Raw genomic sequence first — 23,013 nt, forward strand, 5'->3', positions numbered from 1 at the left:
GTGGAGATGTTCCTCGCTCTGCTCGTGAGCGGCTCGGTAGTCGCGCTGGTACTGGTGGGACTGTTCGTCTTCGGGCTGCGCCGGCGGCTGATCCAGCGCTCCGGCGGTACCTTCGACTGCAGTCTGCGCTGGAACGTCCCCGAGGAGCCCGACCGCTCCGGCAAGGGATGGGTCTACGGCGTCGCCCGCTACAGCGGCGACCGCATCGACTGGTTCCGCGTCTTCTCGTACGCCCCCCGCCCGCGCCGCGTCCTGGAGCGCTCGGCGATCGAGGTGCTCTCGCGCCGCGCCCCCGAGGGCGAGGAAGAGCTGGCGCTGCTGTCCGACGCCTGCATCCTCGGCTGCGCGCACCGCGGTACGCGGCTGGAGCTGGCGATGAGCGAGGATGCTCTCACCGGTTTCCTCGCCTGGCTGGAGGCCGCGCCTCCCGGCCAGCGCGTCAACGTGGCGTAGACGGTTCAGACGGCACAGAGGGCACAGACGGCACAGAAAGCAGTCGGGGGGACGGGTCACTGACCCGTCCCCCCGACTGTTTCAAGCCTTTGTGCTGCGGATCTTTACTACTTCAGACCGTTGTTGATCGCGGTCACCAGCTCGCCATTCGCGGTGTCGCCGCTGAACTCCCAGAAGAACGCGCCTCCCAGGCCCTGCCCCTTCGCCCAGCTCATCTTCGAGGCGATGGTCGCGGGGGTGTCGTAGCTCCACCAGTCGGTGCCGCAGTGGGCGTACGCCGTGCCCGCGACGGTGCCGTTCGCCGGGCACTTGGTCTTGAGGACCTTGTAGTCCTCGATGCCCGACTCGTACGTGCCGGCGGCGGGGCCGGTCGCCGTGCCGCCCGGCTCCTTCTGCGTGACGCCGGTCCAGCCGCGCCCGTAGAAGCCGATGCCGAGCAGCAGCTTCTTCGCCGGTACACCCTTCGCCTTGAGCTTGGCGATGGCGTCGGCCGAGGTGTAGCCGGCCTGCGGGATGCCGGTGTACGAGGTCAGCGGGGAGTGCGGGGCGGTCGGGCCGTTCTTCGCCCAGGCGCCGAAGAAGTCGTACGTCATCACGTTGTACCAGTCGGAGTACGCGGCCGCTCCGGCGTAGTCGGCGGCGTCGATCTTGCCGCCGGCCGTGGCGTCCGCCGTGATGGCGGCGGTGACCAGGTTGTTCGTGCCGAACTTGGCGCGCATGGCCTGCATCATGTTCTTGAACGCGGCCGGGCCGCTGGTGTCGCAGGACAGACCGCAGGCGTTCGGGTACTCCCAGTCCAGGTCGATGCCGTCGAAGACGTCGGCCCAGCGCGGGTCCTCCACCAGCTTGTAACAGGAGTCGGCGAACGCGGCCGGGTTCTTGACGGCGTCGGTGAAGCCGCCGGACCAGGTCCAGCCGCCGAAGGACCACAGCACCTTGAGGTTCGGGTGCTTCGCCTTGAGCTTGCGCAGCTGGTTGAAGTTGCCGCGCAGCGGCTGGTCCCAGGTGTCGGCCTTGCCGTCGACGCTCTGGTCGGCGGTGTACGCCTTGTCGGTCGCCGCGAAGCTGTCGCCCATGGTGCACTTGCCACCCTGGACGTTGCCGAACGAGTAGTTGATGTGCGTGATCTTGCCGGCGGAGCCGGAGGTGTCCAGGTTCTTCACGTGGTAGTTGCGTCCGTAGATGCCCCACTCGGTGAAGTAGCCCAGCTTGACCTGGTCACCGGGGCCGGGGCCCGGGTCGGTGGAGCCGCCGGTGGTCCTGACCGCGCGGGCGCCGCTGACCGGGCCCGTCTGGTCGGCGGTGTCACGGGCCTGGACGGAGTACGAGTAGTCGGTGCCCGCGGTGAGGCCGCTGTCCGTGTACGACGGGGTGGTGACCGTCGCGACCTTGGCGCCGTCGCGCAGCACGTCGTAGTTCTTGACGCCCTTGTCGTCGGTGGACGCGGTCCAGGAGAGCTTCACCGACGTGTCGGTGATGGTGCTCGCCGAGGGGGTGCCGGGCGCGGTCGGCGGGGTGTCGCCGGGCACGGAGCCGCCGTCGCAGGAGCCGCCGTTGAGCTTGCAGCCGCTGGGGGAGCCGGTGCCGGTTCCGTTGAAGCCGAAGGACACGCTGGCGCCGGGGGCCAGGCTGCCGGCCCAGCTCTTGTTCTTGGCGGTCCAGTGGTTGCCCGAGTTGGTGACGTCGGCGTCCCAGGCGGAGGTGACGGACGTACCGGCCGGGAAGTCCCACTCGACGGTCCACCCGCTGAGGGCGGAGGTGCCGGTGTTCTTCACCGTCCACTTCCCCTCGAAGCCGGTGCCCCAGTCGGAGCTCTTGGTGTACGAGGCGGTCGCCGACTCGGCGGCCTGTGCGGGGGAGGCGAGGCCGACCATGGCGGCGAGGGGCACGATCAGCGCGGTCAGACCGGCTGCCGCCCGGGTTCTGAAGCGGGTGCGTAGGGGGGTCGATGTACTCAAGGGTGCTCCCGAGAGAGAGGTCCGGTGGTGAACGGGGATGGGACCTGCGCCGCTCGGCGAGCACACCGATTGACATGACACGCTCACCACTGCGGTGCGGCGAGCGTAGGAAGGTCTGGACCAATCGTCAAGAGGTCTGGACCACCGGAATCCAGTCGGGGGCCACCCCGGGGTCACCGGGCGGTCAGATGCCCAACTCCTGAGCGAGTACCGCGGCTTGCACCCGGCTGCGCAGCTCCAGCTTCCCCAGCAGGCGGCTCACGTGCGTCTTCACCGTCGCCTCGGCCATGGCCAGGCGCAGGGCGACCTCCGCGTTCGACATCCCTTCGCCCAGGCACGACAGCACCTCGCGCTCACGCCGGGTGAGCGAATCGAGCACCGCCGGATCCGGTGCGTCCGCGGACCGTACGGGCCCGGGCGACGCGAACTCCGCGATCAGCCGGCGGGTGACGGCGGGCGCGATCAGACCCTCGCCGCGCGCCACCGTGCGTACCGCCTCGATCAGGTCCTTCGCGTCGGTGTTCTTCAGCAGGAAGCCCGAGGCCCCCGCGCGCAGCGCCCCGAAGACGTATTCGTCCAGATCGAAGGTGGTCAGCACCAGGACGTCGGCGAGCCGCTCCGCCACCACCTGCCGGGTCGCCGACACCCCGTCCAGGCGTGGCATCTGCACGTCCATCAGCACCAGGTCCGGGCGCAGCTCGCGGGCCATCCTGACCGCCGCCTCGCCGTCCCCGGCCTCCCCGGCCACCTCGATGTCCGGAGCGCTGTTCAGGATGAGCACCAGGCCCGCCCGTACCGCCGACTGGTCTTCCGCGACCAGCACCCGAATCGTCATGCGGAGAGCTCCGTATCGTCCTCTGCGGGCAGCTGCGCCCGTACCTGCCAGATCTTCGTGCCGTCCGCCGCGGTGACCGGGCCCGCCTCCAGCGTCCCGTCGAGCAGCGTCACCCGCTCGTGCATCCCCACCAGGCCGGCTCCGGAACCGGGCGCGCGCGGGCCGGGCCGCTCTCCGTACGGGCTGGTCACCCGCACTGTCAGCCGCCGGCCGGTGTGGGCGAGCGAGACGCTGACCGTGCCGGGGGAGGCGTGCTTGAGGGCATTGGTCAGGGACTCCTGGACGATCCGGTACGCGGCCATCTCGACCGGCGCCGGGAGCCGGCCGCCCGCCTCGCGTCCGTCGTCGAGGACGAAGGCGAGACCGCTGTCGGCGCCGACCGTACGCACCTGGCCGAGGAGGGCGTCGAGTCCGTCGAGCGAGGGGGCGACGGCGGGCTCCCGGCCCGCTCCGCCGGTGTCCCGGAGCAGTCCGATGAGCCGGCGCATCTCGGCCAGGCCCTGGACACTGTTCTCACGGATGACGGCCAGCGCGTCCGCCGACGCCTTCGGCTCTCCTATGGACAGCGCGGCCGTGGAGTGGATCGCGATGGCGGAGAGGTGGTTGGCGACCATGTCGTGCAGCTCGCGCGCCATCCGGGACCGCTCGGCCACGATGGCCTGACCGCGGTCGATCTCGGCCAGCAGCGCGGTCTGTTCGGCGCGCAGCCGCGCCGCCTCGGCCGCCTGGCGGTGGTTGCGCAGGGTGGCGCCGGTGGCGGCGGGCGCGAAGGAGACCAGACCGGTGACGACACCGAGGAGCAGCGCTTCCGGCCGGCGGTACCAGGCCAGGGCGCCGATCGTGACGGCGACGGTGACCAGCCCGCTGACGACCGGGATCCGGCGGGCGGACGCGGGGGTCCCGTACACCACGGCGGCGTACATCAGGTCGGTGAACATGAGGACGGTGGCCAGGTTGCCGTGGGTGAACTGGTCCGCGATCACCGCGAGCGTGCCGACGAGCAGGGCCGCACGGGGGCACGTCCTGCGCAGCAACTCCTGGAAGGCCGTCACGGCGAGCGGCACGAGTGTCACCCAGGACGGCAGGACGTCGCGGCCGGGCGTGATGTGCAGCCCGAGGCCCCACAGCAGGACCCCGCCGAGCAGGCCGGTCACCGCGATGAGGACGTCGTCGCGGTGAGGGCGGGGGAACCGGGTCACGCCACCATCCAACACGGTACGGACCGGCTCGTCCTCCCCGCGCGGGGTGAGCCGCGGCTACATCGAAGGATGCAGTGGGGGTTCGTCACTGGCGACGACGATTCACGGCTCCGCGGACGGGAGGGTGGGAGCGCAACGGAGAGGAGAGTTCCGTGATCGTCACGTTGATCATCATCTGCGAGGTCGGCTTCTGGGTGCTGCTGGCCGGGGGCCTCGCCCTGCGCTACCTGGCGAGGATGCCGCGCGCCGGGGCGGCCGTGCTGCTCATGGAGCCGCTGCTGGAGGTCGTGCTGCTGACCGTCACGGCCGTCGACCTGAAGAACGGCGCCGAGCCGGACTGGAAGCACGGACTCGCCGCCGTCTACATCGGCTTTACGGTGGGGCTGGGCCATCGCACCATCAAGTGGGTCGACGCCCGGGTCGCCCACCGCTTCGTGGGCGGACCGGCGCCGGTGCCGCCACCGAGGTACGGGACGGCTCGCGCCGTGTACGAGTGGAAGACCGCGGCCCACTGGATCCTGGCGGCGGTGGTCGCGATCGGGCTGCTCCAGGCGGCGATCTGGTACGTCGGGGGCGACGGTGACATCGGGTCGCTGCGGATGTGGCAGGAGAAGATGCTCTTCGTGATCGGCATCAACGTGGTCATCGCGGCGGGGTACACGGTCTTCCCGAAGCGGGAGCCGGTCGGGTAGCCGGGGTGGGAGGCGCTCCCCCCCGGACCCCGGCGCGTTGACGACCGGGGAAAGCCCCGTCGCGGGCGGTCGTCGGCTAGCGCTCGCCGCCCGGCACCCACAGCACGTCCCCGACCTCCTTGTTCGCCACCCTGGCCAGGATGAACAGGAGGTCCGAGAGCCGGTTGAGATACGTCGCGGTCAGCGGGTTCATGACCTCGCCGTGCACCTCGAACGCCGCCCACGTGGACCGCTCCGCGCGCCGTACGACCGTGCACGCCTGGTGCAGCAGCGCCGCGCCCGGGGTGCCGCCCGGCAGGATGAAGCTGCGCAGCTTCTCCAGCTCCTCCAGGAAGCGGTCGCAGTCCGCCTCCAGCTTGTCGATGTACGCCTGCTCGACACGGAGCGGCGGGTACTTCGGGTCCTCGACCACCGGAGTCGACAGGTCCGCGCCCACGTCGAAGAGGTCGTTCTGGATCCGGACCAGGACCTTCACGACCTCTTCGCCGAGCTGCCCCAGGGCGATCGCCGTCCCGATGGCGGCATTGGCCTCATTGGCGTCGGCGTACGCCGAGATCCGCAGATCGGTCTTGGCGGTGCGGCTCATGTCGCCCAGGGCGGTGGTGCCCTGGTCGCCGGTACGGGTGTAGATGCGCGTCAGATTGACCATGGGGCCGAGCCTAGCCACGCCCCCGCCCCCCGGAGGACACGTGTGCCCACCGTCACGGAGACCAGCACCGGCGCGGCCGACGTCAAGGCGCCGTACAGCACCGCCGTACCCGCGTGGCCGCCCACGTACGCCGCCCGCACCGCGTCCAGCAGGCCCGGCGCGAGGGCCGTCGGCAGCGTCAGGCCGGAGAGCGGCAACGACGGCATGCTCACCGCGCCGGCGACCGGGCTCTTCCTGGGGCGCGCCCTCGGGCAGGAGACCGGCGCCGAGGCCGCCGCAGTCTTCCGCGAGGCACTCGTCCTCCTCGACGGGAGGGAGGAGCTGCCGGGCGAGAAGGTGCTCAACTACGCGGTACGGGCCGCCGAGTGAGGAGTGCCGGTGTGATGTCCGCCATGTGGGACGTGACGCGCATCTCTTCACCGCCACTCGGCCGCTCACGGGCGCTAATCTCCGCCGGAGAGCCTGAAGTGAACAGGTGTTAAGGCCGAAGGAATCAAAGGGGTGTGCCGTGGCCAGGAAGCTCGCCGTCATCGGAGCCGGACTCATGGGGTCCGGTATCGCGCAGGTCTCGGCGCAGGCGGGCTGGGACGTCGTCCTGCGCGATGTCACCGACGCCGCGCTGACCCGGGGCCGTGACGGCATCAGGGCCTCGTACGACAAGTTCGTGTCCAAGGGGAAGCTGGAGGCCGCGGACGCCGACGTGGCGCTCGGCCGCATCACCACGACCACCGACCTCGACGCGGTCGCCGACGCCGACATCGTCGTCGAAGCCGTCTTCGAGAAGCTCGAGGTCAAGCACGAGATCTTCCGTACGCTCGACAAGCTCGTGCGCGACGACGCGGTCCTCGCCTCCAACACCTCCGCCATTCCGATCACCAAGATCGCGGCGGTGACGGAGCGTCCGGAGCGGGTCGTCGGCGCGCACTTCTTCTCGCCCGTGCCGATGATGCAGCTCTGCGAACTCGTACGGGGCTACAAGACCAGCGACGAAACACTCGCCCGCACACGCGAGTTCGCCGAGTCCGTCGGCAAGACCTGCATCGTCGTCAACCGCGATGTGGCAGGATTTGTCACCACCCGCCTCATCTCGGCCCTCGTCGTCGAGGCCGCCAAGCTCTACGAGTCGGGTGTCGCGTCGGCCGAGGACATCGACACCGCCTGCAAGCTGGGCTTCGGCCACGCCATGGGACCGCTCGCCACCGCCGATCTGACCGGTGTCGACATCCTGTTGCACGCGACCGGCAACATCTACACGGAGTCGCAGGACGAGAAGTTCGCGCCGCCGGAGCTGATGCGCCGGATGGTTGATGCCGGTGACATCGGGCGCAAGAGCGGGCAGGGCTTCTACAAGCACTGACGTCATGTCGGCTCCTGGGTCACTCCCAGGAGTGAATTCGGTATCGGTTCGCTTACGGACGGCAACTTCCTTACCCGTACGGCAGTCAGTTGGGTGCAAGGAAGAGCAGGACACCAAGTCACGGAGAAACTGACGTACTCCCGGGGAGCACATATGCATATCAGGGGCGATCACGTCGAGCTGGTCGTCGGGGGCCGCCTCGACGTCCGCAGCGCGGCGGACGCCCGTACGGCCCTGCACTCGGCCGTCGACGACGGAGTCGGCGATCTGGTGCTGGACCTGACCGAGCTGGACTCCTGGGACGCCACCGGCCTGGGCGTCATCATGGGCGCCCACCGGCGCGCCGGGCGGGCGGGCCGCAGGCTCGTGCTGCGCGGGGTACCGGCCCAGATGCAGCGCCTGCTGGTCGCGACCAGGCTGCACCGCATCCTCGCCATCGAGGGCGGCCTCGCGGCCGAATCGCTGCCGAGGGTCTGAGCGGGACGGCGCACAATCCTCACGAGACTGTGACGTCCCGGGCGGGGCGGCACCCCTCTTGTTCCCGGATACTGTGCGAAGGTCTAGGGTTCGGTCGCCTGCCGATTGACGAACCCGAGTACGGCGGGCACCGGACCAGAAGCGACAGCGAGCGTGTGAAAGGCCGGGAGGGACCACCGCACGCAACGCATCTGGGGGGCTTTCACCATGGACCCGATGAACCGAGGGCCGGAAGAGTACGGCCACGACGACGACCGTTCCGGCGGGAGCGGCACCGGTGACGGAACGCGCCGGCCGCCGCGGGACGCGCTGCCGCCGGTTCTCGCGCAGAACAGCCAGGCCAAGGGGGGCGGACCGTCCTCGCCCGTGCCCGCCCGCACCGTGCAGGTCGTCGTGGGCGACTTCCTGCTCACCGTCAACCCCGTCGACGGCAGCGAGATCGAAGTCTGCCCGCCCGGCGAGCGCCCCGCGCGGCCGGTCCGGCACGGCGCCGACGACCGAGCCGAGCTGCTGCGGACGGCCGCGCCGCCCGTACCGCCGGGGCCGGCCGTTCCCGACCGCCCGCTCCTGGAGCGCCAGGAGGAGCGCGAGAGGCTCGTGCGGCTGCTCGCGCGCGGGCGTTCGGTGCGGCTGACGGGACCGTCGGGATCCGGCCGTACGGCGCTGCTCGACGCCGTCGCCGAAGAGTGCGCGGACCTCGCGCCCGACGGCGTCGTACGGCTCTGCGGAAACCACCGCACGCCCGAAGAGCTGCTCCACGACCTGTTCGCCGCCGTGTACAGCGCGCCGCTGCACCGCCCGGACCGGGCGGGGCTGCTCGGTCTCGTCCACGAGATCGGTGCCGTCGTCGTCCTCGACGACCTGGAGTTCGGCGGGGCGGCGCTGGACGAGCTGCTGGAGGCCACGCCCGAGTGCGCCTTCCTGCTCGCCACGACGCCGGATGTCGCCCCGCCCTCGCCCGAGTCGCACGTCGAGGAGGTCTTCCTCGGCGGTCTCGGCCGCGGCGCCAGTCTGGAACTCCTCGAACGGGCCGTGGACCGGCCGCTCACCGACGACGAGGCGAACTGGGCGGGCGACCTGTGGTTCGAGTCCGAGGGGCTGCCGCTGCGCTTCGTGCAGGCGGGTGCGCTGCTGCGCCAGCGCGACCAGCTGCGCGCCGACCCCAACGCCTTCGACGAGTACGGGTACTTCAACGAGCAGCCGTTCGACGCGCCCTTCGGCGCGGACGGCGGCCACGACGTGCCGCTGCCCTCGCTCGCCGAGGGAGCGATGCCCGTGGCGCTGCTCACGTCCCGGCTGAGCGAGTCCGCCCGCGCCACCCTGCGCTTCGCCCTCGCGCTCGGTGGCGAGATCCCGCACCAGGCCCACCTGCCGGCCCTCGTGGGGGACACCCACGCGGACGCCGCGCTCGGCGAGCTGATGAGCTGCGGCCTGCTCTCGCCGGCCGGCGCGCACTACCGGCTGGCGGCCGGTGTGGCCCCGCAGCTGGAGGCCGCGGGGTTCGCGGACGACATGACGGAGCGGGCGCACAGCGCCGCCCAGCACTACGCCTGGTGGGTCGGGCACCCCTCGGTCACGCCCGAGCGGGCGGCCGCGGAGGCCGACGCGGTCCTCGCCGCGATGGCCGCGCTGGTGCCGGGCACCGAGGCGGGGCATCCGAGCGCCGCCGTCCTGCTCGCCCGTACGGCGGCGCCCGCCTTCGCCGCCGGGCTGTGCTGGGGGGCGTGGGAGCGGGCCCTGCGGACCGGGCTCGAAGCCGCGCGCCTCGCGGGTGAGGTCGCCGAAGAGGCTTACTTCCACCACGAGTTGGGTGTCCTCGCGCTCTGCACGGGCAACCTGGACCGGGCCCGGGCCGAGCTGGAGGCGTCCATCGCGATGCGTGGCGCCGTGGCCGACAAGAGCGGCACCGTCGCCGGACGCAGGGCGCTGGCGCTGGTCGGGGACCGCTCCGGCGCGGGCGTCGGCGGGCTCGTGCCGGGCGGACACACGCCCGCGGGCGAGGAGGTGCCCGCGGCGCGGTACGAGGAGTCGGCGTCGCCCCCCGGCGGCGTACCGGCGGCGGTCGTACCCCTGTCGCTGCCGCCCAGGCCCGAACGGCCGGACGAGGACAGCACGCTGATCACCCACCGTCCGGCCCAGGCCCCGGGCGGCGGCGGCCGTCTCGCCCTGCTCAGCGGCGCGCGGCGCAACGTGGTCGCGGCGGGCGCGGGCGCACTGCTCGTGGCCGTACTCGGCACCGTGGTGACCCTGGGCGCGGCCTCGGACCGTGACGAGACGCCGGACAACAAGGTCAGGACCGAGCAGTCGGTCAGCGAGGACGACGGACAGGACGGTCTGCCGGCCGACGAGCCGACCCAGGGCTCGACCGAGCGCCCGGGCGACTCGGGCGACCCGGGTCACCCCGTCGGACCCGGTACACCGGGACAGCCGCAGCCGGGCGAGAGCGGCGACAGCGGGGCTCCCGGCAGCAGTCCGTCCAAGAGCGGCGAACCGACGGACGACGATTCCTCGTCGCCGGGCAGCAAGCCGCCGACTTCGGACGATCCCACGACGGACGGCCCGACGACCGGCGGTCCGACCACGGGCGGTCCCACGACGGGCGGCCCGACCACCGGAGGCCCGACCACGGGCGGTCCCACGACCGGCGGTCCGACGACGGGCGGTCCCACGACGGGCGGCCCGACCACCGGAGGCCCCACCACGACGGGTGGGACCTCCGAGGGCGGTACCACCGAAGGCGGCGCCGACGGAGGCGCTTCCGAGGGCGGGACCACCGAGGGCGGGACCACCGGCGACACGACCAGCGGCGGGACCACCGACGGCACCACCACGGACGGCACCACCACCACGGGCGGCAGTGCCAGCAACAGCGCCCCGGTCTCGTCCGGCGCGCAGGACCCCGCCAACCCGGTGTAGGGCGCGGGGCGGGGGCGGGGAGGGCTCCGCCCCCGCCCCTTCCCGAAGGCCGCAAGCCGCAAGCGCCGTAGGCCGGGAGCAGGTCAGAACAGGCGGAGCTTGTCGTCCTCGATGCCGCGCATCGCGTTGTAGTCCAGTACGACGCAGCCGATCCCGCGGTCCGTCGCCAGTACGCGCGCCTGCGGCTTGATCTCCTGGGCCGCGAAGACGCCCCTCACCGGAGCCAGGTGCGGGTCCCGGTTGAGCAGTTCGAGGTAGCGGGTGAGCTGCTCGACGCCGTCGATGTCACCGCGCCGCTTCAGCTCCACCGCCACCGTCGCCCCGTCCGCATCGCGGCACAGGATGTCCACCGGGCCGATGGCGGTGGGATATTCGCGCCGGATCAGGGTGTAGCCCTCGCCGAGGGTCTCGATGCGGTCGGCGAGCAGCTCCTGGAGGTGCGCTTCGACGCCGTCCTTGATGAGACCGGGGTCCACGCCCAGCTCGTGGGACGAGTCGTGGAGGACTTCCTCCATCGTGATGATCAGTTTCTCGCCCGCCTTGTTGATCACCGTCCAGGTGCCGGCGTCGTCTCCGGTGCCTTCCTTGAGGGTGCACGGCGGCGACATCCAGTTGAGCGGTTTGTACGCCCTGTCGTCGGCGTGGATCGAGACGCTGCCGTCCGCCTTCACCAGGATCAGACGGGGAGCGGAGGGCAAGTGGGCGGTGAGCCGGCCCGCGTAGTCCACGGAGCAGCGGGCAATGACGAGACGCATGGGGCGCAACGCTACTCGACTATCCGTGCTCCACGCGATTCGCCCAGTAAGCCCCCGTTCGTTGTTGGCCGGTTGTGTTCCCAATCTCCTGGTGCGGTCCGGATCGCACGCTTAACTTGGATGCAGGAGGTCGTCGTACGTGCACCCTGCGTCGTCGTCCGCCTTCCCTGCCCGTAAGACCCCGGCCCGGGGTCGCGAGAGGAGAACCCATGTCGCTCGACGTCTCACCGGCACTGTTGGAACAGGCCGAGCGAGGCGATGTCGACGAAGCCGCCTTCGTCGACTGCGTCCGGACCTCCCTGCCTTACGCATGGGAGATGATCAGCTCTCTGGTGGCACAGCTGAAGGTCGACGGTGGAGCGTTCGCCGACAACCAGACGCCTCCGCCAAACGAGCAGGCTCGTGGTCAGCTGCTGCGCGCACTCGCGAGTGACGCGATTCGCGGTGCGCTCCAGCGGCACTTCGGCGTACGTCTTGCTTTCCAGAACTGCCACCGCGTAGCGGTGTTCCCGCTGGACTCCTCTTCGGACGAGCGGCTCGCCCGCTTCACCTCGATCAGGGGCCAGCTGCTCAACCAGTCACCGGAACTGCGGGACTGCTGAGACAACGCTGCCGCTCCGCGTCGTGGGAGTCGCACGACTGATGCGGAGCGGCAGTGCCCGCCGGGCCGGACCTGGTCCGGGCCGACGGGGTCAGGACAGCAGGGGAAGCACCTCGGACCCCAGCAGCCGTACGTTCTCCTCGGTGGCCGCGAGGTCACCCGACCCTTCGACGAGCAGCGCGAAGCGTGTGATGCCGGTCCGTTCCGCAGTGGCCGCCAGCCGGTCGGCGGCCAGCTGCGGCGGACCCACCGGGTGCAGCCGGCACAGCATCTCCGTGTAGGCGACGGGGTCCCGCATCGCGCGGTGCCGCCCGTCCACCGTCACATGGGCGTCGAGCCCCTGCTTGAGCCAGCCGGGCATCGCCTTCGTCAGCGTCTCCGTGGCGTCGGCCGCGCTGCCCGCGATCTGCGCCACTCCGGCCGAGACATGACCCGCCCGCGCGACCGTTTCCGGCTCGTGCCCCGCGGCGAGCGCGTGCCTGCGCCACAGCGTGACCATTTCCGCCTTGTCCTCGTCGCCGCAGTGCATGCCGAGCAGTATCGGCAGCCCGCGTTCGGCCGCCAGCCGCACGCTCTTGGGCGAGGTGCAGGCGACCACGACCTCGGGGCCCCCGGGTGCTTCAGGCCCTTCGGGACCCGTCGGCAGCAGCTCGTCCGGCCGGGGTACGACGGCGACCTCGCGGAAGTCGAACCGCTCTCCCCGCGCCTCGACGCGCGGCTCGCGCAACCACCGCAGCAGCAGGTCCAGCGATTCGGGGAACCCGTGCTCGTACGCCGCCAGTCCTTGTCCGAACACCTCCAGGTCCACCCACGGCCCGCCCCGCCCGACGCCGAGCGTGAAGCGCCCGCCGGAGGTGAGGTGCAGCAGCGCGGCCTGCTCGCCCAGAGCGACCGGATGGACGGTCGGCAGGACGCTGACCGCCGTGCCCACGCGGATCCGCCGGGTGCGGCCGAGCAGCAGTGCGGCGAGGGTCACCGCGGAGGGGCACACGCCGTACGGCACGAAGTGGTGCTCCGCGAGCCAGACCGAGTCCAGCCCGCACTCCTCGGCGACCTCGGCCGACCTCACCGCCCGGTGCAGCGCTTCTTCCTGGCCCTGGCCCGGGAACTGGGCTGCCAGTACAAACGTTCCGACACGCATCGCCTTCTGCCTCCTTGCGGCCGACGCGGCATCCCCCTTCACCGGCAACAACGCCTGACACGTGCCAAAGGCACGGCCACGGGAGAAGTTGTTGCGATTTTCCGGTAAACCGGAACCCGCGGGCGGCGGGCCCGCACGCGGTGCGGTACGGGTGCCCCGGCCGAATGGCCCTAGGCTTGGGAGAACCACTTCCTTCCGACCCGTGAGGTTTCAGGTGTCCCCGCGTCGCAACCGCCCCAGGGGCGGCGAGAACCCGACCGAGCCCCGGAGCGGCATGGCAGGAGACAGGTTCGGGCTCCAGAGCACCGAGTGGTGGCAGGGCGAGGAGTGGTCGGTGCGCCAGGTCGCCGGCGCGAGCGCGGCCGGCAAGCGTTACCGCTGCCCGGGCTGCGACCAGGAGATCCCGTCCGGGGTGCCGCACCTGGTGGCCTGGTCCGAGTACGGCGGCGTCGACGACCGCAGGCACTGGCACAAGGCGTGCTGGAACGCGAAGGACCGCCGCACCTCGAAGGTGCAGCGGTCCCGCAACGCGCCGCGCTACTGACCGGCGCGGCGGGCGCGGTCAGGCGTCGGCTCACACGTCGCGCTTCTCCAGGGCCAGGAAGGCGCCGCCGAGCGTCACGGCGGTCACGCCCGCCAGAATCCACAGCGGGTCCCACCCCGACGGTCCCGACGGGGTGACCGAGGCGTCGTAGAAGACACCGAGCTGGTTGGGGATCGAGTACTCGAAGAGCGCCTGCTGAAGGTCGGACAGCGACTCGGAGAACATGAACATCGCCAGCACCAGCGGCAGCAGCACCACACCGATCATGATGGTGATCGCGCCCGCCGAGTGGCGGATGAGCGAGCCGACGGCGAGCGAGAGCAGGCCGAGCGTCGCGATGTAGAGGCTGACGCCGACCGTCGCGCGCAACCAGTCCTCGCCGGTGGCCGTGGCGCCGTCCAGCATCGCGGTCTGGAGCGCTCCGACGACGGCGGTGGTCACCAGCGTGATGACGAAGGCCAGTGCGAAGAAGACGATCGACTTGGCGGTCAGCACCCGGGCGCGGCTGGGGCACGCCGTGAGGGTCGTGCGGATCATGCCCGTGCCGTACTCGGACGCGACGGTCATCACGCCGAGCGTGATCACCGGGATGGAACCGAGCAGTACGCCGAAGAAGCCGAGGCTCAGGACCGGGGTTCCGTCGAGATCGGCGCCGGACGAGGAGATGAGCAGCGTCGAGAGCAGTCCGATGCCGAGGACGAGCAGGATCATCACGCCGAGCGTCCACACCGTGGAGCGCACCGACCGGATCTTCGTCCACTCGGAGGCGAGGGCGTCCCCGAGCGTCGCCCTGCGCACCGGGATCGGCGAGACGTACGACGCGACGCCCTGCGGCGGGTACTGCTGCGGGGCCTGCTGCTGGTACGGGGTCGTCATCGGGCGTCCTCGGGGCTGTCGCTGTCGCTCTTGGTCGGGTGGGGGGCGGCTGGCGCCGGAGCGGGCGCGGGGGGCGCCGCCGGGGCGGGAGGCGCCGCGTACGGGTTCTGGCCCGGAGCGGGCGCGTAACCGGGCGCGGGTGCCCGGCCGGGCGGCAGGGGGGCGCCCGCGAAGGGCTGCTGCCCGCCGGCCTGGGGCGGCGGCGGGGCGTACCAGCCCTGCTGCGGCACGGGCGGCGCGGACGGGGCGTAACCGCCGGACTGGGGCGGCTGGAAGCCGGCCAGCTGGTCGGCCGTCGAGCGGTAGTCCACCGCGCCCTGGGTCATCCGCATGTACGCCTCCTCCAGCGAGGCCTGGTGCGGCGAGAGCTCCCACAGCCGTACGTCGGCGCCGTGCGCGAGGTCGCTGATCCGCGGCAGCGGCAGCCCGGTGACGCGCATCGCACCGTCCTGTTCGGTCATGACGTGCCCGCCGGCCTCGGTCAGTACCGAGGACAGCTTCTCGCGCTGCTGCGGCTCGGCCTGCGGCGTACGCACCCGGGCGAAGTCCGCGGAGTTGGCGGAGATGAAGTCCTTGACGCTCATGTCGGCGAGCAGCTGCCCGCGCCCGATCACGATCAAGTGGTCGGCGGTGAGCGCCATTTCGCTCATGAGGTGGCTGGAGACGAAGACCGTACGGCCCTCGGAGGCCAGCGTCTTCATGAGGTTGCGGACCCACAGGATGCCCTCGGGGTCGAGGCCGTTGACCGGCTCGTCGAAGAGCAGCACCTGCGGGTCGCCGAGCAGCGCCGCCGCGATGCCCAGGCGCTGCCCCATGCCGAGCGAGAAGCCGTTGGAGCGCCGCCTGGCGACGTCCTGGAGGCCGACGACCCCCAGCACCTCGTCGACCCGCTGGGCGGGGATGCCGGAGAGCTGCGCCAGCGACAGCAGGTGGTTGCGGGCGCTGCGCCCGCCGTGCACGGCCTTGGCGTCGAGCAGGGCGCCGACCTGCCGGGGGGCGTTGGGCAGCTTGCGGAAGGGGTGGCCGCCGATGGTGACATGGCCCGCGGTGGGCTCGTCGAGCCCCAGGATCATGCGCATCGTCGTGGACTTGCCGGAGCCGTTGGGGCCGAGGAAGCCCGTCACCGTGCCCGGGCGCACCTGGAAGGAAAGGTTGTGCACGGCTGTCTTGGCGCCGTAGCGCTTCGTCAGGCCGACTGCCTCGATCATGTGTGTGCAGCCCCATCGACAGGTCGGGTCGTCGGGGCTGTGACCGCATGGCCGAACGCGCCCCCGTAAGGGTTAGGAGGATAACCAGCCGTTGACGGTTCCTGCTAAGCCGGGGATGCTGCCGCCGGGTTCACGCGTCCCGCTTCTTCAGCAGGACGTATCCGCCCGCCAGGGCCGCGGCGACCCACGCCGCCATGATCAGCAGTCCGCCCCACGGGCCGTACGGCGCGTCGCCGTCGAGCGGCGGTACCACCTGCATGATCTTGCTGCCCGCCTGGTCGGGAAGGTACTGGCCGATTTTCTTGGTCGCGGAGACGTTGCCCAGGATCGGCGCGAGGAGGAAGAAGACCGGCATCAGGATGCCGAGCGCGAGCATCGGGCTGCGCAGCATGGTGGCGACGCCCATCGAGAACAGCGCGATCAGGGTCATGTAGAGCCCGCCGCCGATCACCGCGCGCAGGACGCCCGGGTCGCCGATGTCCGCTTTCAGGCCGCCCAGCATCGCCTGGCCGAGGAAGAAGGAGGCGAAACTCGTGACCATCGCGACGGCCAGGGCGAGCGCCGTGGCGACGGTGATCTTGCCGAAGAGAAAGGTGCCGCGCTGCGGGACCGCGGAGAGCGACATGCGGATCATTCCGGTGCTGTATTCGTTCGACACGACGAGTACGCCGAAAACGATCATTGCGAGCTGGCCGAGGCTCGTTCCGGCGAAACTCACGAAAGTGGGATCGAAGGCGAGCTTGTCCTGTGCGTCCAGGTTCTTGAATTCGTTCTTCGAGAGAATGCTGATCAGCACGCCGAGGCCGGTCGTGACCACCGCGGCGAGGCCGAGCGTCCACACCGTGGACCGCACTGATGTGATCTTTGTCCACTCCGACGTGAGCACCTGCGCGACCGTCATGGCTCAGACCCCCTTCTTCTGCTGCCGCACGCCGGCACCCCAGCCGGTCCCGGGCGCCTGCGGCCCCCCGCCGTCCGTATGCGCGTGGTACTCCACGGACTCCGCGGTCAGCTGCATGAACGCCTCTTCCAGCGAGGCCTGCTGGGGGCTCAGTTCGTGGAGTACGAGCTGGTGGCGGGCGGCGAGCTCGCCGAGCTGCTCCGAGGTCGCGCCGTCCACCTCCAGCGCCCCGTCACCCCTGCCGGCCACCGTGATCCCGGCCTCGTGCAGGACATCGCGCAGCCGTTCCTGCTGCGGGGAGCGCAGCCGCACGTAACTGCGTGAGTTCTCCCGGATGAAGTCGGCCATGGACGTGTCGGCGAGCAGCCTGCCCTGGCCGATGACGACCAGGTGGTCGGCGGTGAGCGCCATCTCGCTCATCAGGTGGGAGGAGACGAAGACCGTACGGCCCTGGCCCGCCAGCGACTTCATCAGATTGCGGATCCAGTGGATGCCCTCGGGGTCGAGCCCGTTCACCGGCTCGTCGAACATGAGGATCTCGGGATCGCCCAGCAGCGCGCCCGCGATGCCGAGCCGCTGGCCCATGCCGAGCGAGAAGCCCTTCGCGCGCTTCTTGGCGACGGCCGTCAGGCCCACCGTTTCGAGGACCTCGGAGACCCGGCGGCGGGGTATGCCGTTGCTCTGGGCCAGGCACAGCAGGTGGTTGTACGCGCTGCGGCCGCCGTGCATCGCCTTGGCGTCGAGGAGCGCGCCGATGTACTTCAGGGGATCCTTGAGTCCGGCGTAACGCTTCCCGTCGATGCGGACGTCACCCGCCGTCGGGTTGTCCAGTCCCAGCAGCATCCGCATGGTCGTCGACTTGCCCGCCCCGTTCGGGCCCAGGAAGCCGGTCACGAGGCCCGGCCGTACGGTGAAGGTCAGATGGTCGACGGCCACCTTCTCGCCGTAACGCTTCGTCAGCCCCGTCAGCTCAATCATGCCCGCCACGCTAAGGGCGCACCAAGCCCCCCGCCACCGGAATGGCAGGGGGCTTTCGAGGCTTTTACGGCCTGCTTGCTTCCGCTTCGGACTAGCGGGTCTGCTGGGCCGGGACGCCGCGGGTGATCGGCTCGTCGTCGGCCGGCGCGCCGGCGGCGGCGACGGCCGCACCGGTCAGCGTCGCCAGCATCTCGCGGACGTTGGTCAGCTGCGCGTTGATCGAGTCGCGGCGGTTGGTGAGCGCCGCCAGCTCGCGCTCCGATTCGCTGCGGATCCGGTCGGCCTTGGCGTTGGCGTCGGCGACGATGTCCTCGGCCTGGCGCTGCGCGGTCTCCACCGTCTGACGGGCCCGGCGCTCCGCGTCCGTACGCAGCTTCTCGGCCTCCAGGCGCAGCTGCTCGGCGCGGTGCTCGATCTCGGCCAGCCGCTTCTCGGCCTTGGCCTGGCGCGAAGCCAGGTCGCGCTCGGACTGCTCGCGGCGCTTGGCCAGGTTCGTCTCGAAGTCCGCGGCGGCCTGGGCGGCCTTGGCGCGGGTCTCCTCGAAGAGGGCGTCCGCCTCCTCGCGCTTCTGCTGTGCGTCCTTCTGTGCCTCGCTGCGCAGCGTCGAGGCGTCACCCTTGGCCTTCTCGACGATACGGACGCCCTCGTCCTCGGCCTTCGCCTTGCGCTCGGCGGCGAACGACTCGGCGTCGTTGCGCACCTGCTGCGCGGCGGACTCGGCGAGCTCGCGGTGCTGCTCGGCGGCGCGGCGGGCCTCCTCACGCAGGTCCTTCGCCTCCTCCTCGGCGAGACGGAGGATCTTCTCGACACGCGCACCGAGACCGGCGTACGACGGCTCGGCGTCGCTGACCTGGGCCTGGGCGTTCTGCGTCTCGAGGTGGAGCTCCTCGATGCGCTTTTCCAGAGCAGTGATTCGGGCCAGAGCGCTGTCACGGTCGGCGACGAGTTTGGTAATGCGGTCGTCCACCTGACCGCGGTCGTAACCACGCCGCACGAGCTCGAAGCCGAAGGGGGAGGAAGTGTCGCTCATGGGGTTCCTGGGTTCCTGTCGAATGAGACCGGTGGGGTGTTAGGGGGAATCCTAGGGGCCCGGACGGCGTGTCACCGAGCCAATGCAGGTTTGGTCCGGAGAATGACACCTCTTTCGAGTGGCTAACTGTCGGAAGTCTTGCCACCCGAACGAGTGCTGCCCGACGCTGCCCCCGCTCTGACTCCACCTGCGGCGGAGCCGCTGTTCGAGGCCGTCTTGCCACCCCCCGTGGGAGTCTCGAAAGACTCCAACGCCTCCAGCACGTCCTGGACACGAGAAATCTCGGTCTGGATGTCCTCGCGGCGGCGTACGAGCACATCGAGCTCGCGCCGGCCCTCCTCGACCATGCGCTCCGCCTCGGCCTCGGCCTCCGCGTGCATCCGCTCGGCCTCCCGTACCAGCTCGGCCTTCTTCTGCTCGGCCTCCTTGAGCAGCGCCTCGGCCTTCTTCACCGCGGCGATACGGACCTTGCCCGCCTCCGAACTCGCCTCGGAGATCATCGCCTTCGCCTTCGCCTCGGCCTCGGCCTGCTGCTCCGTCGCGGCCTTCACCAGCTTGTCGACACGCTCGCCCGCCGTCCGCATCTGCTCGGACGTCTCCCGGCGGGCCCGGTCGTGCAGCTCCTCGATCTCGCTCTCCGTACGGGAGCGCAGCTCCTCCGCACGCTCCCGTATGGCGGTCGCGTCCCTGCGGGCCCCGACCAGCAGCTCGTCGGCGTCCGTACGGGCCTTCTCCACCAGGGAGTTGCCCTCGATCGTCGACTCCGCCACCAGCCGCTCGGCCTCCTTGCGGGCCGCGCCGACCATCGTGTCGGCCTGCTCCTCGGCCCGTGTCGCGGTGAGCAGCGCCTCCTCCTGGGCCTTCGCGATCAGCTGGTCGGCCTGCTCGGCCGCGTCCGAGCGGCGCTTGGCCGCCGCCTGGCGCGCCTCGTCGAGCAGCCGGTCGGCCTCGGCGCGCGCGTCGCCGCGCATCCGCTCCGCCGCCCCCTCGGCGTCCGCCTTGGCCTTCTCGGCGTCGGACCTGATGCGCTCCGCCGCCCGCTGGGCGGAGCCCACCATCTCGGCGGCCTCCGCGCGCAGCCGCTCGGCCTCGCCGTTCGCGTCGGAGAGGATCCGCTCGGCCTCGCCGCTCGCCTCGGAGACGAGTTTGTCGGCCTGGGACGCGGCGTCGCCGCGCCGCTTGTCGGCGGCCTTGCGCGCCTCGTCGAGCATCCGCTCGGCCTCCTGGCGCGCCTCGCCGCGCACCCGCTCGGCCTCCGCGCGCAGCCGCTCGGCCTCGCCGTTCGCGTCGGAGAGGATCCGCTCGGCCTCGCCGCTCGCCTCGGAGACGAGTTTGTCGGCCTGGGACGCGGCGTCGCCGCGCCGCTTGTCGGCGGCCTTGCGCGCCTCGTCGAGAACGCGCTCGCCCTCCTCGCGCGCCTCGGTCCGCAGCCGCTCGGCCCCGGCCTCGCCGTCCGCCTTGATCTGCTCGGCCTCGGCCCGCATCCGGGCCGCGTCCTGCCCGGCGGCCGTCAGCGACTGCACGGCCTCGGCCGCCATGCGCTCGGCCTCGCCCGTCGCCTCGCCGATCAGCCGGTCCGCCTGCGCCGCCGCCTCGTTGCGGATGCGGTTGGCGTCCTCGCGGGCCTCGGCGCGCGAACGGGCCGCGTCCTGCTCGGCCGAAGCCAGCGCGTCGGACGCCTCCGTACGGAGCCTCTGGGCGTACTCGGAGGAGTCGGAACGCAGCCGCTCCGCCTCCGCGATCGCGTCCCCGACCGTGCGCTCCGCGAGCGCCTTCGCGGCGTCCGTCTCCTCCTGCGCCCGCCGGCGCATCCCGATCGCGTCCTCGGTGGCCCGCTCCCGCTCCTCGTACGCCTCGGCGCGGAGCCGGTCCGCCTCCTCCTGCGCCTCGGTCCTCGTACGCTCCGCCACGTGCTCGGCGGCGCTGCGCAGCCCGGCGATCTCCTCCTCGGCCTGCTCGTGCAGCCCGGCCACCGCGTCCCGTACCTGCTGCGCGGTCTGCTCGGCGGCGGCGACCAGCTCGGTCGCCCGGTAGTCCGCCTCCTGGACCAGGCGCTGCGCCTCGGTCTGCGCGTCCTCGACCCGCTTGCGGGCGGACGCCAGCAGCTCCTCGCTCTGCTCGCGGGCCTGCGTACGCTCCCGCTCGGCCTCCTCGCGGGCGCCGGCCAGCGTCTCCTCGGCCTCCCGGCGGCGCCTCGCGGCCTCCTCCTGGGCGGCGGCCAGCGCCTCGGCGGCCTCGGTGGCGACACGTTCGGCGGCGGACGCGGCTTCCGCGCGCATCCGGTCCGCGCTCTCCTGTGTCTCCGCCTTGAGCCGCTCCGCCTCGTTCGACGCCTCACTGCGCAGCCGTACGGCGACGGCCTCGCCCTCGGCGCGCGAGCGCGAGGCGTCGGCGGCCGCCTCGGTGCGCAGCCGCTCCGCCTCCGTCTCGGCCTGTGCCTGGAGCATGCGTACCCGCTCCGCCGCTTCGGTGCGCAGCCGCTCGATCTCCTCGCCGGCCTCCCGGCGCAGCCGCCCGGCCTCGGTCCTGGCCTCGCCCAGCGCCTGCTCGGCGGCGGCGACGCGCTGCTCGGCCTCGGCGTGCAGCCGGGCCAGCTCCTCGGCGGCCTCGGCCTGGCGGGCGGCGACGGCGCGCTCGGCCTCCTCGCGCAGCGCGCGGGCGGCCTCCTCGGCGTCGGCGGTGGCGGACGCCGCCTGCTCCTCGGCCTCGGTGCGCAGCTGATCGGCCTCGGCGCGGGCGCGCTCCAGGGTCTCCTCGGCCTGCTTGCGCAGCGCCGTGGCGCGCTCGACGGCCTCGCCGCGCACGCGCTCGCTCTCGGCGGCGGCGGACGTGCGCAGCTCGTCCGCGTCGCCCCGCGCCTTGGTCAGCAGCTCCTCGGCGGTCCTGGCCGCCTCCTCGATCTGCTGGACGGCCTCGCGGCGGGCCTCGCCGCGGATCCGCTCGCCCTCGGCGACCGCCTCGGCCCGCAGCTGCTCGGCCTCGCCGCGCAGCCTGCGCGCCTCCTCCTGCAGCTCGACCGTCTTGGCCCGGTACTCCTTGGTGTCGTCCTTGGCCGCGCCCTTGAGCTGGTCGGCCTGGGCCGCCGCCTCACTGCGCAGCCGCTCGATCTCCGCCTCGGCCTCGCGGCGGATCCGCTCGGCCTCCTCGGACGCCTTGCGGGTGGTCTCCCTGGCGTCCTCGGACGCCTTGGTCAGGACCTCTTCGGCGGTACGGGCGGCCTTGGCGAGCTGGGCCGCCGAATCCTCGGCGGCGGCCGTACGGGCCTTCTCGGCGGCCTCGGCCACCAGCCGCTCCGCCTCGGCGCGGGCGTCGGCGCGGGCCTGCTCGGCCTCCGCCTTGAGCGCCTCGGCGTCCTTCGTGGCCTCCGCGACCAGCCGGGCGATCTCGGTCTTGGCCGTACGGGTGCGCTGCTCGTTGACGGACTCGGCCGTCGTCAGCTGCTTGGCCGCCGCGTCCTTCGCCTCGGTCAGGACCTTCTCGGCCTCGGCGCGCGCCTCGCGCAGCGCCGTCTCGGCCTCCTGCATCCGCTGCTCGGCGGTGCGGCTCAGCTCGGCGGCCCGGCGGCGCGCCTGGTCGGACTCGGCGGTCGTCGAGGTACGCAGCTGCTCGGCGTGGGCCGTCGCCTCCTGCGCCTGGTTCGAGGCGGCGTTCAGCAGGCGCTCGGCGTCCTTGCGGGCGCGCAGCAGAAGCGCTTCCGCCTCGGCGCGGGCGTTCTCGGCCTCGGCGCCGAGGCGCCGACGGGCCTCCTGGGCGACCCGCTCGGCCTCGGCGCGGGCGGCGGCCAGCGCCTGCTCGGCCTCGGCGCGGGACTCCTCCAGGAGCCGGCGGGCCTGCGCCTCGGTACGGGCGCGCAGCTGCTCGGCCCACGCCACGTTCTCGTTGACGTGCGCCTCGACGGTCTGCCGGCGCTCGGCGAGCTCCTGGTCGAGCCGCTGGCGGCGGGTGACCGCCTCCGTGTGCAACTCGGCCTGGAGCCGTGCCTGGTGCTCGGCGTGCTCCTGGAGGATCCGCTGCGTCTGCGCCCGGGCGTCGCGCAGTTCGCGCTCGGCGTCGGTGCGCAGCTGGTCGGCCTGGACCTGGGCGTTACGCAGCAACTGCTCGGCCTGGTAGCCGATGTCCGCCGCGTCGTAGGCAGGACGGGACGCGAGGTTGCGGCGCGCCTCGTGGAGCTTGGCGCGCAACACCTCGACCTGGTAGCCGAGGTCCTCGGCGTGCTGAACCGCCTTCTCCCGCTCGGTCTTCAGCCGGTCCATCTCGGCTTCGAACCGCGAGAGATGGTCGGTTTCACCCCGCTGGTGGCTCTCCTGGCGTTCGTAGCCCCGCACTGCGCGGTCCCATCCGTCCCCTGGTCGCAACTCTTCCGACTCTCCGAACAAGCGCCACCCCGGAACGGGCGGCCCCCCGGGGGGAATGGTGTCAGATCAACTGCGAGGCATGAGTCAC

The 23,013-nt window shown here is 72.0% G+C and carries 20 protein-coding genes; 8 read left to right on the top strand and 12 right to left on the bottom strand.

The features are described 5' to 3' along the window. Window positions 1–6: 6 nt before the first annotated feature. Window positions 7–453: a DUF2550 domain-containing protein gene (locus ACWDZ4_RS02595; RefSeq protein ID WP_451506621.1), complete on the top strand. Its 447-nt coding sequence runs from the start codon at window positions 7–9 to the stop codon at window positions 451–453. Between the two features lie 107 nt (window positions 454–560). Here ACWDZ4_RS02595 and ACWDZ4_RS02600 read toward each other — a convergent pair whose 3' ends face one another. From ACWDZ4_RS02600 to ACWDZ4_RS02610, 3 genes are all read right to left on the bottom strand, one after another. Continuing rightward, window positions 561–2,411 (bottom strand): glycosyl hydrolase family 18 protein, encoded by a 1,851-nt coding sequence (locus tag ACWDZ4_RS02600; RefSeq protein WP_451506622.1) that lies wholly within the window; start codon window positions 2,409–2,411, stop codon window positions 561–563. 184 nt (window positions 2,412–2,595) lie between these two features. Continuing rightward, window positions 2,596–3,246 (bottom strand): response regulator, encoded by a 651-nt coding sequence (locus ACWDZ4_RS02605; RefSeq protein ID WP_451506623.1) that lies wholly within the window; start codon window positions 3,244–3,246, stop codon window positions 2,596–2,598. Further along, window positions 3,243–4,445: a sensor histidine kinase gene (locus ACWDZ4_RS02610; protein ID WP_451506624.1), complete on the bottom strand. Its 1,203-nt coding sequence runs from the start codon at window positions 4,443–4,445 to the stop codon at window positions 3,243–3,245. The genes ACWDZ4_RS02605 and ACWDZ4_RS02610 overlap by 4 nt, the downstream gene beginning before the upstream one ends. 152 nt (window positions 4,446–4,597) lie before the next feature. Here ACWDZ4_RS02610 and ACWDZ4_RS02615 point away from each other — a divergent pair, with 152 nt between their 5' ends. Continuing rightward, a complete protein-coding gene (locus ACWDZ4_RS02615; protein ID WP_451506625.1) occupies window positions 4,598–5,137 on the top strand; it encodes a hypothetical protein in 540 nt (179 codons plus the stop codon). Between the two features lie 76 nt (window positions 5,138–5,213). Here ACWDZ4_RS02615 and ACWDZ4_RS02620 read toward each other — a convergent pair whose 3' ends face one another. Further along, window positions 5,214–5,786, bottom strand: coding sequence for a cob(I)yrinic acid a,c-diamide adenosyltransferase (locus ACWDZ4_RS02620; RefSeq protein WP_451506626.1), 573 nt, complete (start codon window positions 5,784–5,786; stop codon window positions 5,214–5,216). A gap of 42 nt (window positions 5,787–5,828) precedes the next feature. On the opposite strand from ACWDZ4_RS02620, the gene ACWDZ4_RS02625 reads away from it, so the two are divergent. The 4 genes from ACWDZ4_RS02625 to ACWDZ4_RS02640 all read left to right on the top strand — a co-directional run bounded on the left by ACWDZ4_RS02625 (window position 5,829) and on the right by ACWDZ4_RS02640 (window position 10,536). Continuing rightward, window positions 5,829–6,155, top strand: coding sequence for a hypothetical protein (locus tag ACWDZ4_RS02625; protein ID WP_451506627.1), 327 nt, complete (start codon window positions 5,829–5,831; stop codon window positions 6,153–6,155). A gap of 139 nt (window positions 6,156–6,294) precedes the next feature. Further along, complete coding sequence (locus ACWDZ4_RS02630) at window positions 6,295–7,143, top strand: 3-hydroxyacyl-CoA dehydrogenase family protein (protein ID WP_451506628.1); 849 nt, start codon at window positions 6,295–6,297, stop codon at window positions 7,141–7,143. A gap of 153 nt (window positions 7,144–7,296) precedes the next feature. Beyond that, window positions 7,297–7,620: an STAS domain-containing protein gene (locus tag ACWDZ4_RS02635; protein ID WP_093799010.1), complete on the top strand. Its 324-nt coding sequence runs from the start codon at window positions 7,297–7,299 to the stop codon at window positions 7,618–7,620. A 207-nt stretch (window positions 7,621–7,827) separates the two neighbouring features. Next, window positions 7,828–10,536, top strand: coding sequence for an ATP-binding protein (locus tag ACWDZ4_RS02640; RefSeq protein ID WP_451506629.1), 2,709 nt, complete (start codon window positions 7,828–7,830; stop codon window positions 10,534–10,536). Between the two features lie 83 nt (window positions 10,537–10,619). Here ACWDZ4_RS02640 and nucS read toward each other — a convergent pair whose 3' ends face one another. After that, on the bottom strand, window positions 10,620–11,291 hold the full coding sequence (gene nucS / locus ACWDZ4_RS02645) for an endonuclease NucS (protein ID WP_344492831.1): 672 nt from the start codon (window positions 11,289–11,291) through the stop codon (window positions 10,620–10,622). Window positions 11,292–11,500: 209 nt separating this feature from the next. Here nucS and ACWDZ4_RS02650 point away from each other — a divergent pair, with 209 nt between their 5' ends. Further along, a complete protein-coding gene (locus tag ACWDZ4_RS02650) occupies window positions 11,501–11,893 on the top strand; it encodes an SCO5389 family protein (RefSeq protein ID WP_451506630.1) in 393 nt (130 codons plus the stop codon). Window positions 11,894–11,983: 90 nt separating this feature from the next. Here the strand turns inward: ACWDZ4_RS02650 and ACWDZ4_RS02655 are convergent, their stop codons facing one another. After that, the gene (locus ACWDZ4_RS02655) at window positions 11,984–13,033 is read right to left on the bottom strand and encodes an LLM class flavin-dependent oxidoreductase (RefSeq protein WP_451506631.1); all 1,050 of its coding nucleotides are present in this window, start codon (window positions 13,031–13,033) and stop codon (window positions 11,984–11,986) included. A 214-nt stretch (window positions 13,034–13,247) separates the two neighbouring features. Here ACWDZ4_RS02655 and ACWDZ4_RS02660 point away from each other — a divergent pair, with 214 nt between their 5' ends. Further along, window positions 13,248–13,577, top strand: coding sequence for an ATP/GTP-binding protein (locus ACWDZ4_RS02660; protein ID WP_451506673.1), 330 nt, complete (start codon window positions 13,248–13,250; stop codon window positions 13,575–13,577). Window positions 13,578–13,607: 30 nt separating this feature from the next. Here ACWDZ4_RS02660 and ACWDZ4_RS02665 read toward each other — a convergent pair whose 3' ends face one another. The 6 genes from ACWDZ4_RS02665 to scy all read right to left on the bottom strand — a co-directional run bounded on the left by ACWDZ4_RS02665 (window position 13,608) and on the right by scy (window position 22,895). Then, window positions 13,608–14,453: an ABC transporter permease subunit gene (locus ACWDZ4_RS02665; RefSeq protein WP_451506632.1), complete on the bottom strand. Its 846-nt coding sequence runs from the start codon at window positions 14,451–14,453 to the stop codon at window positions 13,608–13,610. Then, window positions 14,450–15,661, bottom strand: a complete 1,212-nt coding sequence (locus ACWDZ4_RS02670) for an ATP-binding cassette domain-containing protein (protein WP_451506633.1) — start codon at window positions 15,659–15,661, stop codon at window positions 14,450–14,452. The genes ACWDZ4_RS02665 and ACWDZ4_RS02670 overlap by 4 nt, the downstream gene beginning before the upstream one ends. 130 nt (window positions 15,662–15,791) lie before the next feature. Beyond that, complete coding sequence (locus ACWDZ4_RS02675) at window positions 15,792–16,562, bottom strand: ABC transporter permease subunit (RefSeq protein WP_451506634.1); 771 nt, start codon at window positions 16,560–16,562, stop codon at window positions 15,792–15,794. A gap of 3 nt (window positions 16,563–16,565) precedes the next feature. After that, window positions 16,566–17,540, bottom strand: coding sequence for an ABC transporter ATP-binding protein (locus ACWDZ4_RS02680; protein ID WP_451506635.1), 975 nt, complete (start codon window positions 17,538–17,540; stop codon window positions 16,566–16,568). A 91-nt stretch (window positions 17,541–17,631) separates the two neighbouring features. Further along, entirely contained in the window at window positions 17,632–18,570 is a 939-nt protein-coding gene (locus ACWDZ4_RS02685) for a coiled-coil domain-containing protein (protein ID WP_138896371.1), read from the bottom strand. A gap of 122 nt (window positions 18,571–18,692) precedes the next feature. Continuing rightward, window positions 18,693–22,895, bottom strand: a complete 4,203-nt coding sequence (gene scy / locus ACWDZ4_RS02690) for a polarized growth protein Scy (protein ID WP_451506636.1) — start codon at window positions 22,893–22,895, stop codon at window positions 18,693–18,695. Window positions 22,896–23,013 lie beyond the last annotated feature (118 nt).

The organism is Streptomyces sp. NPDC003016 (genome assembly GCF_053591455.1).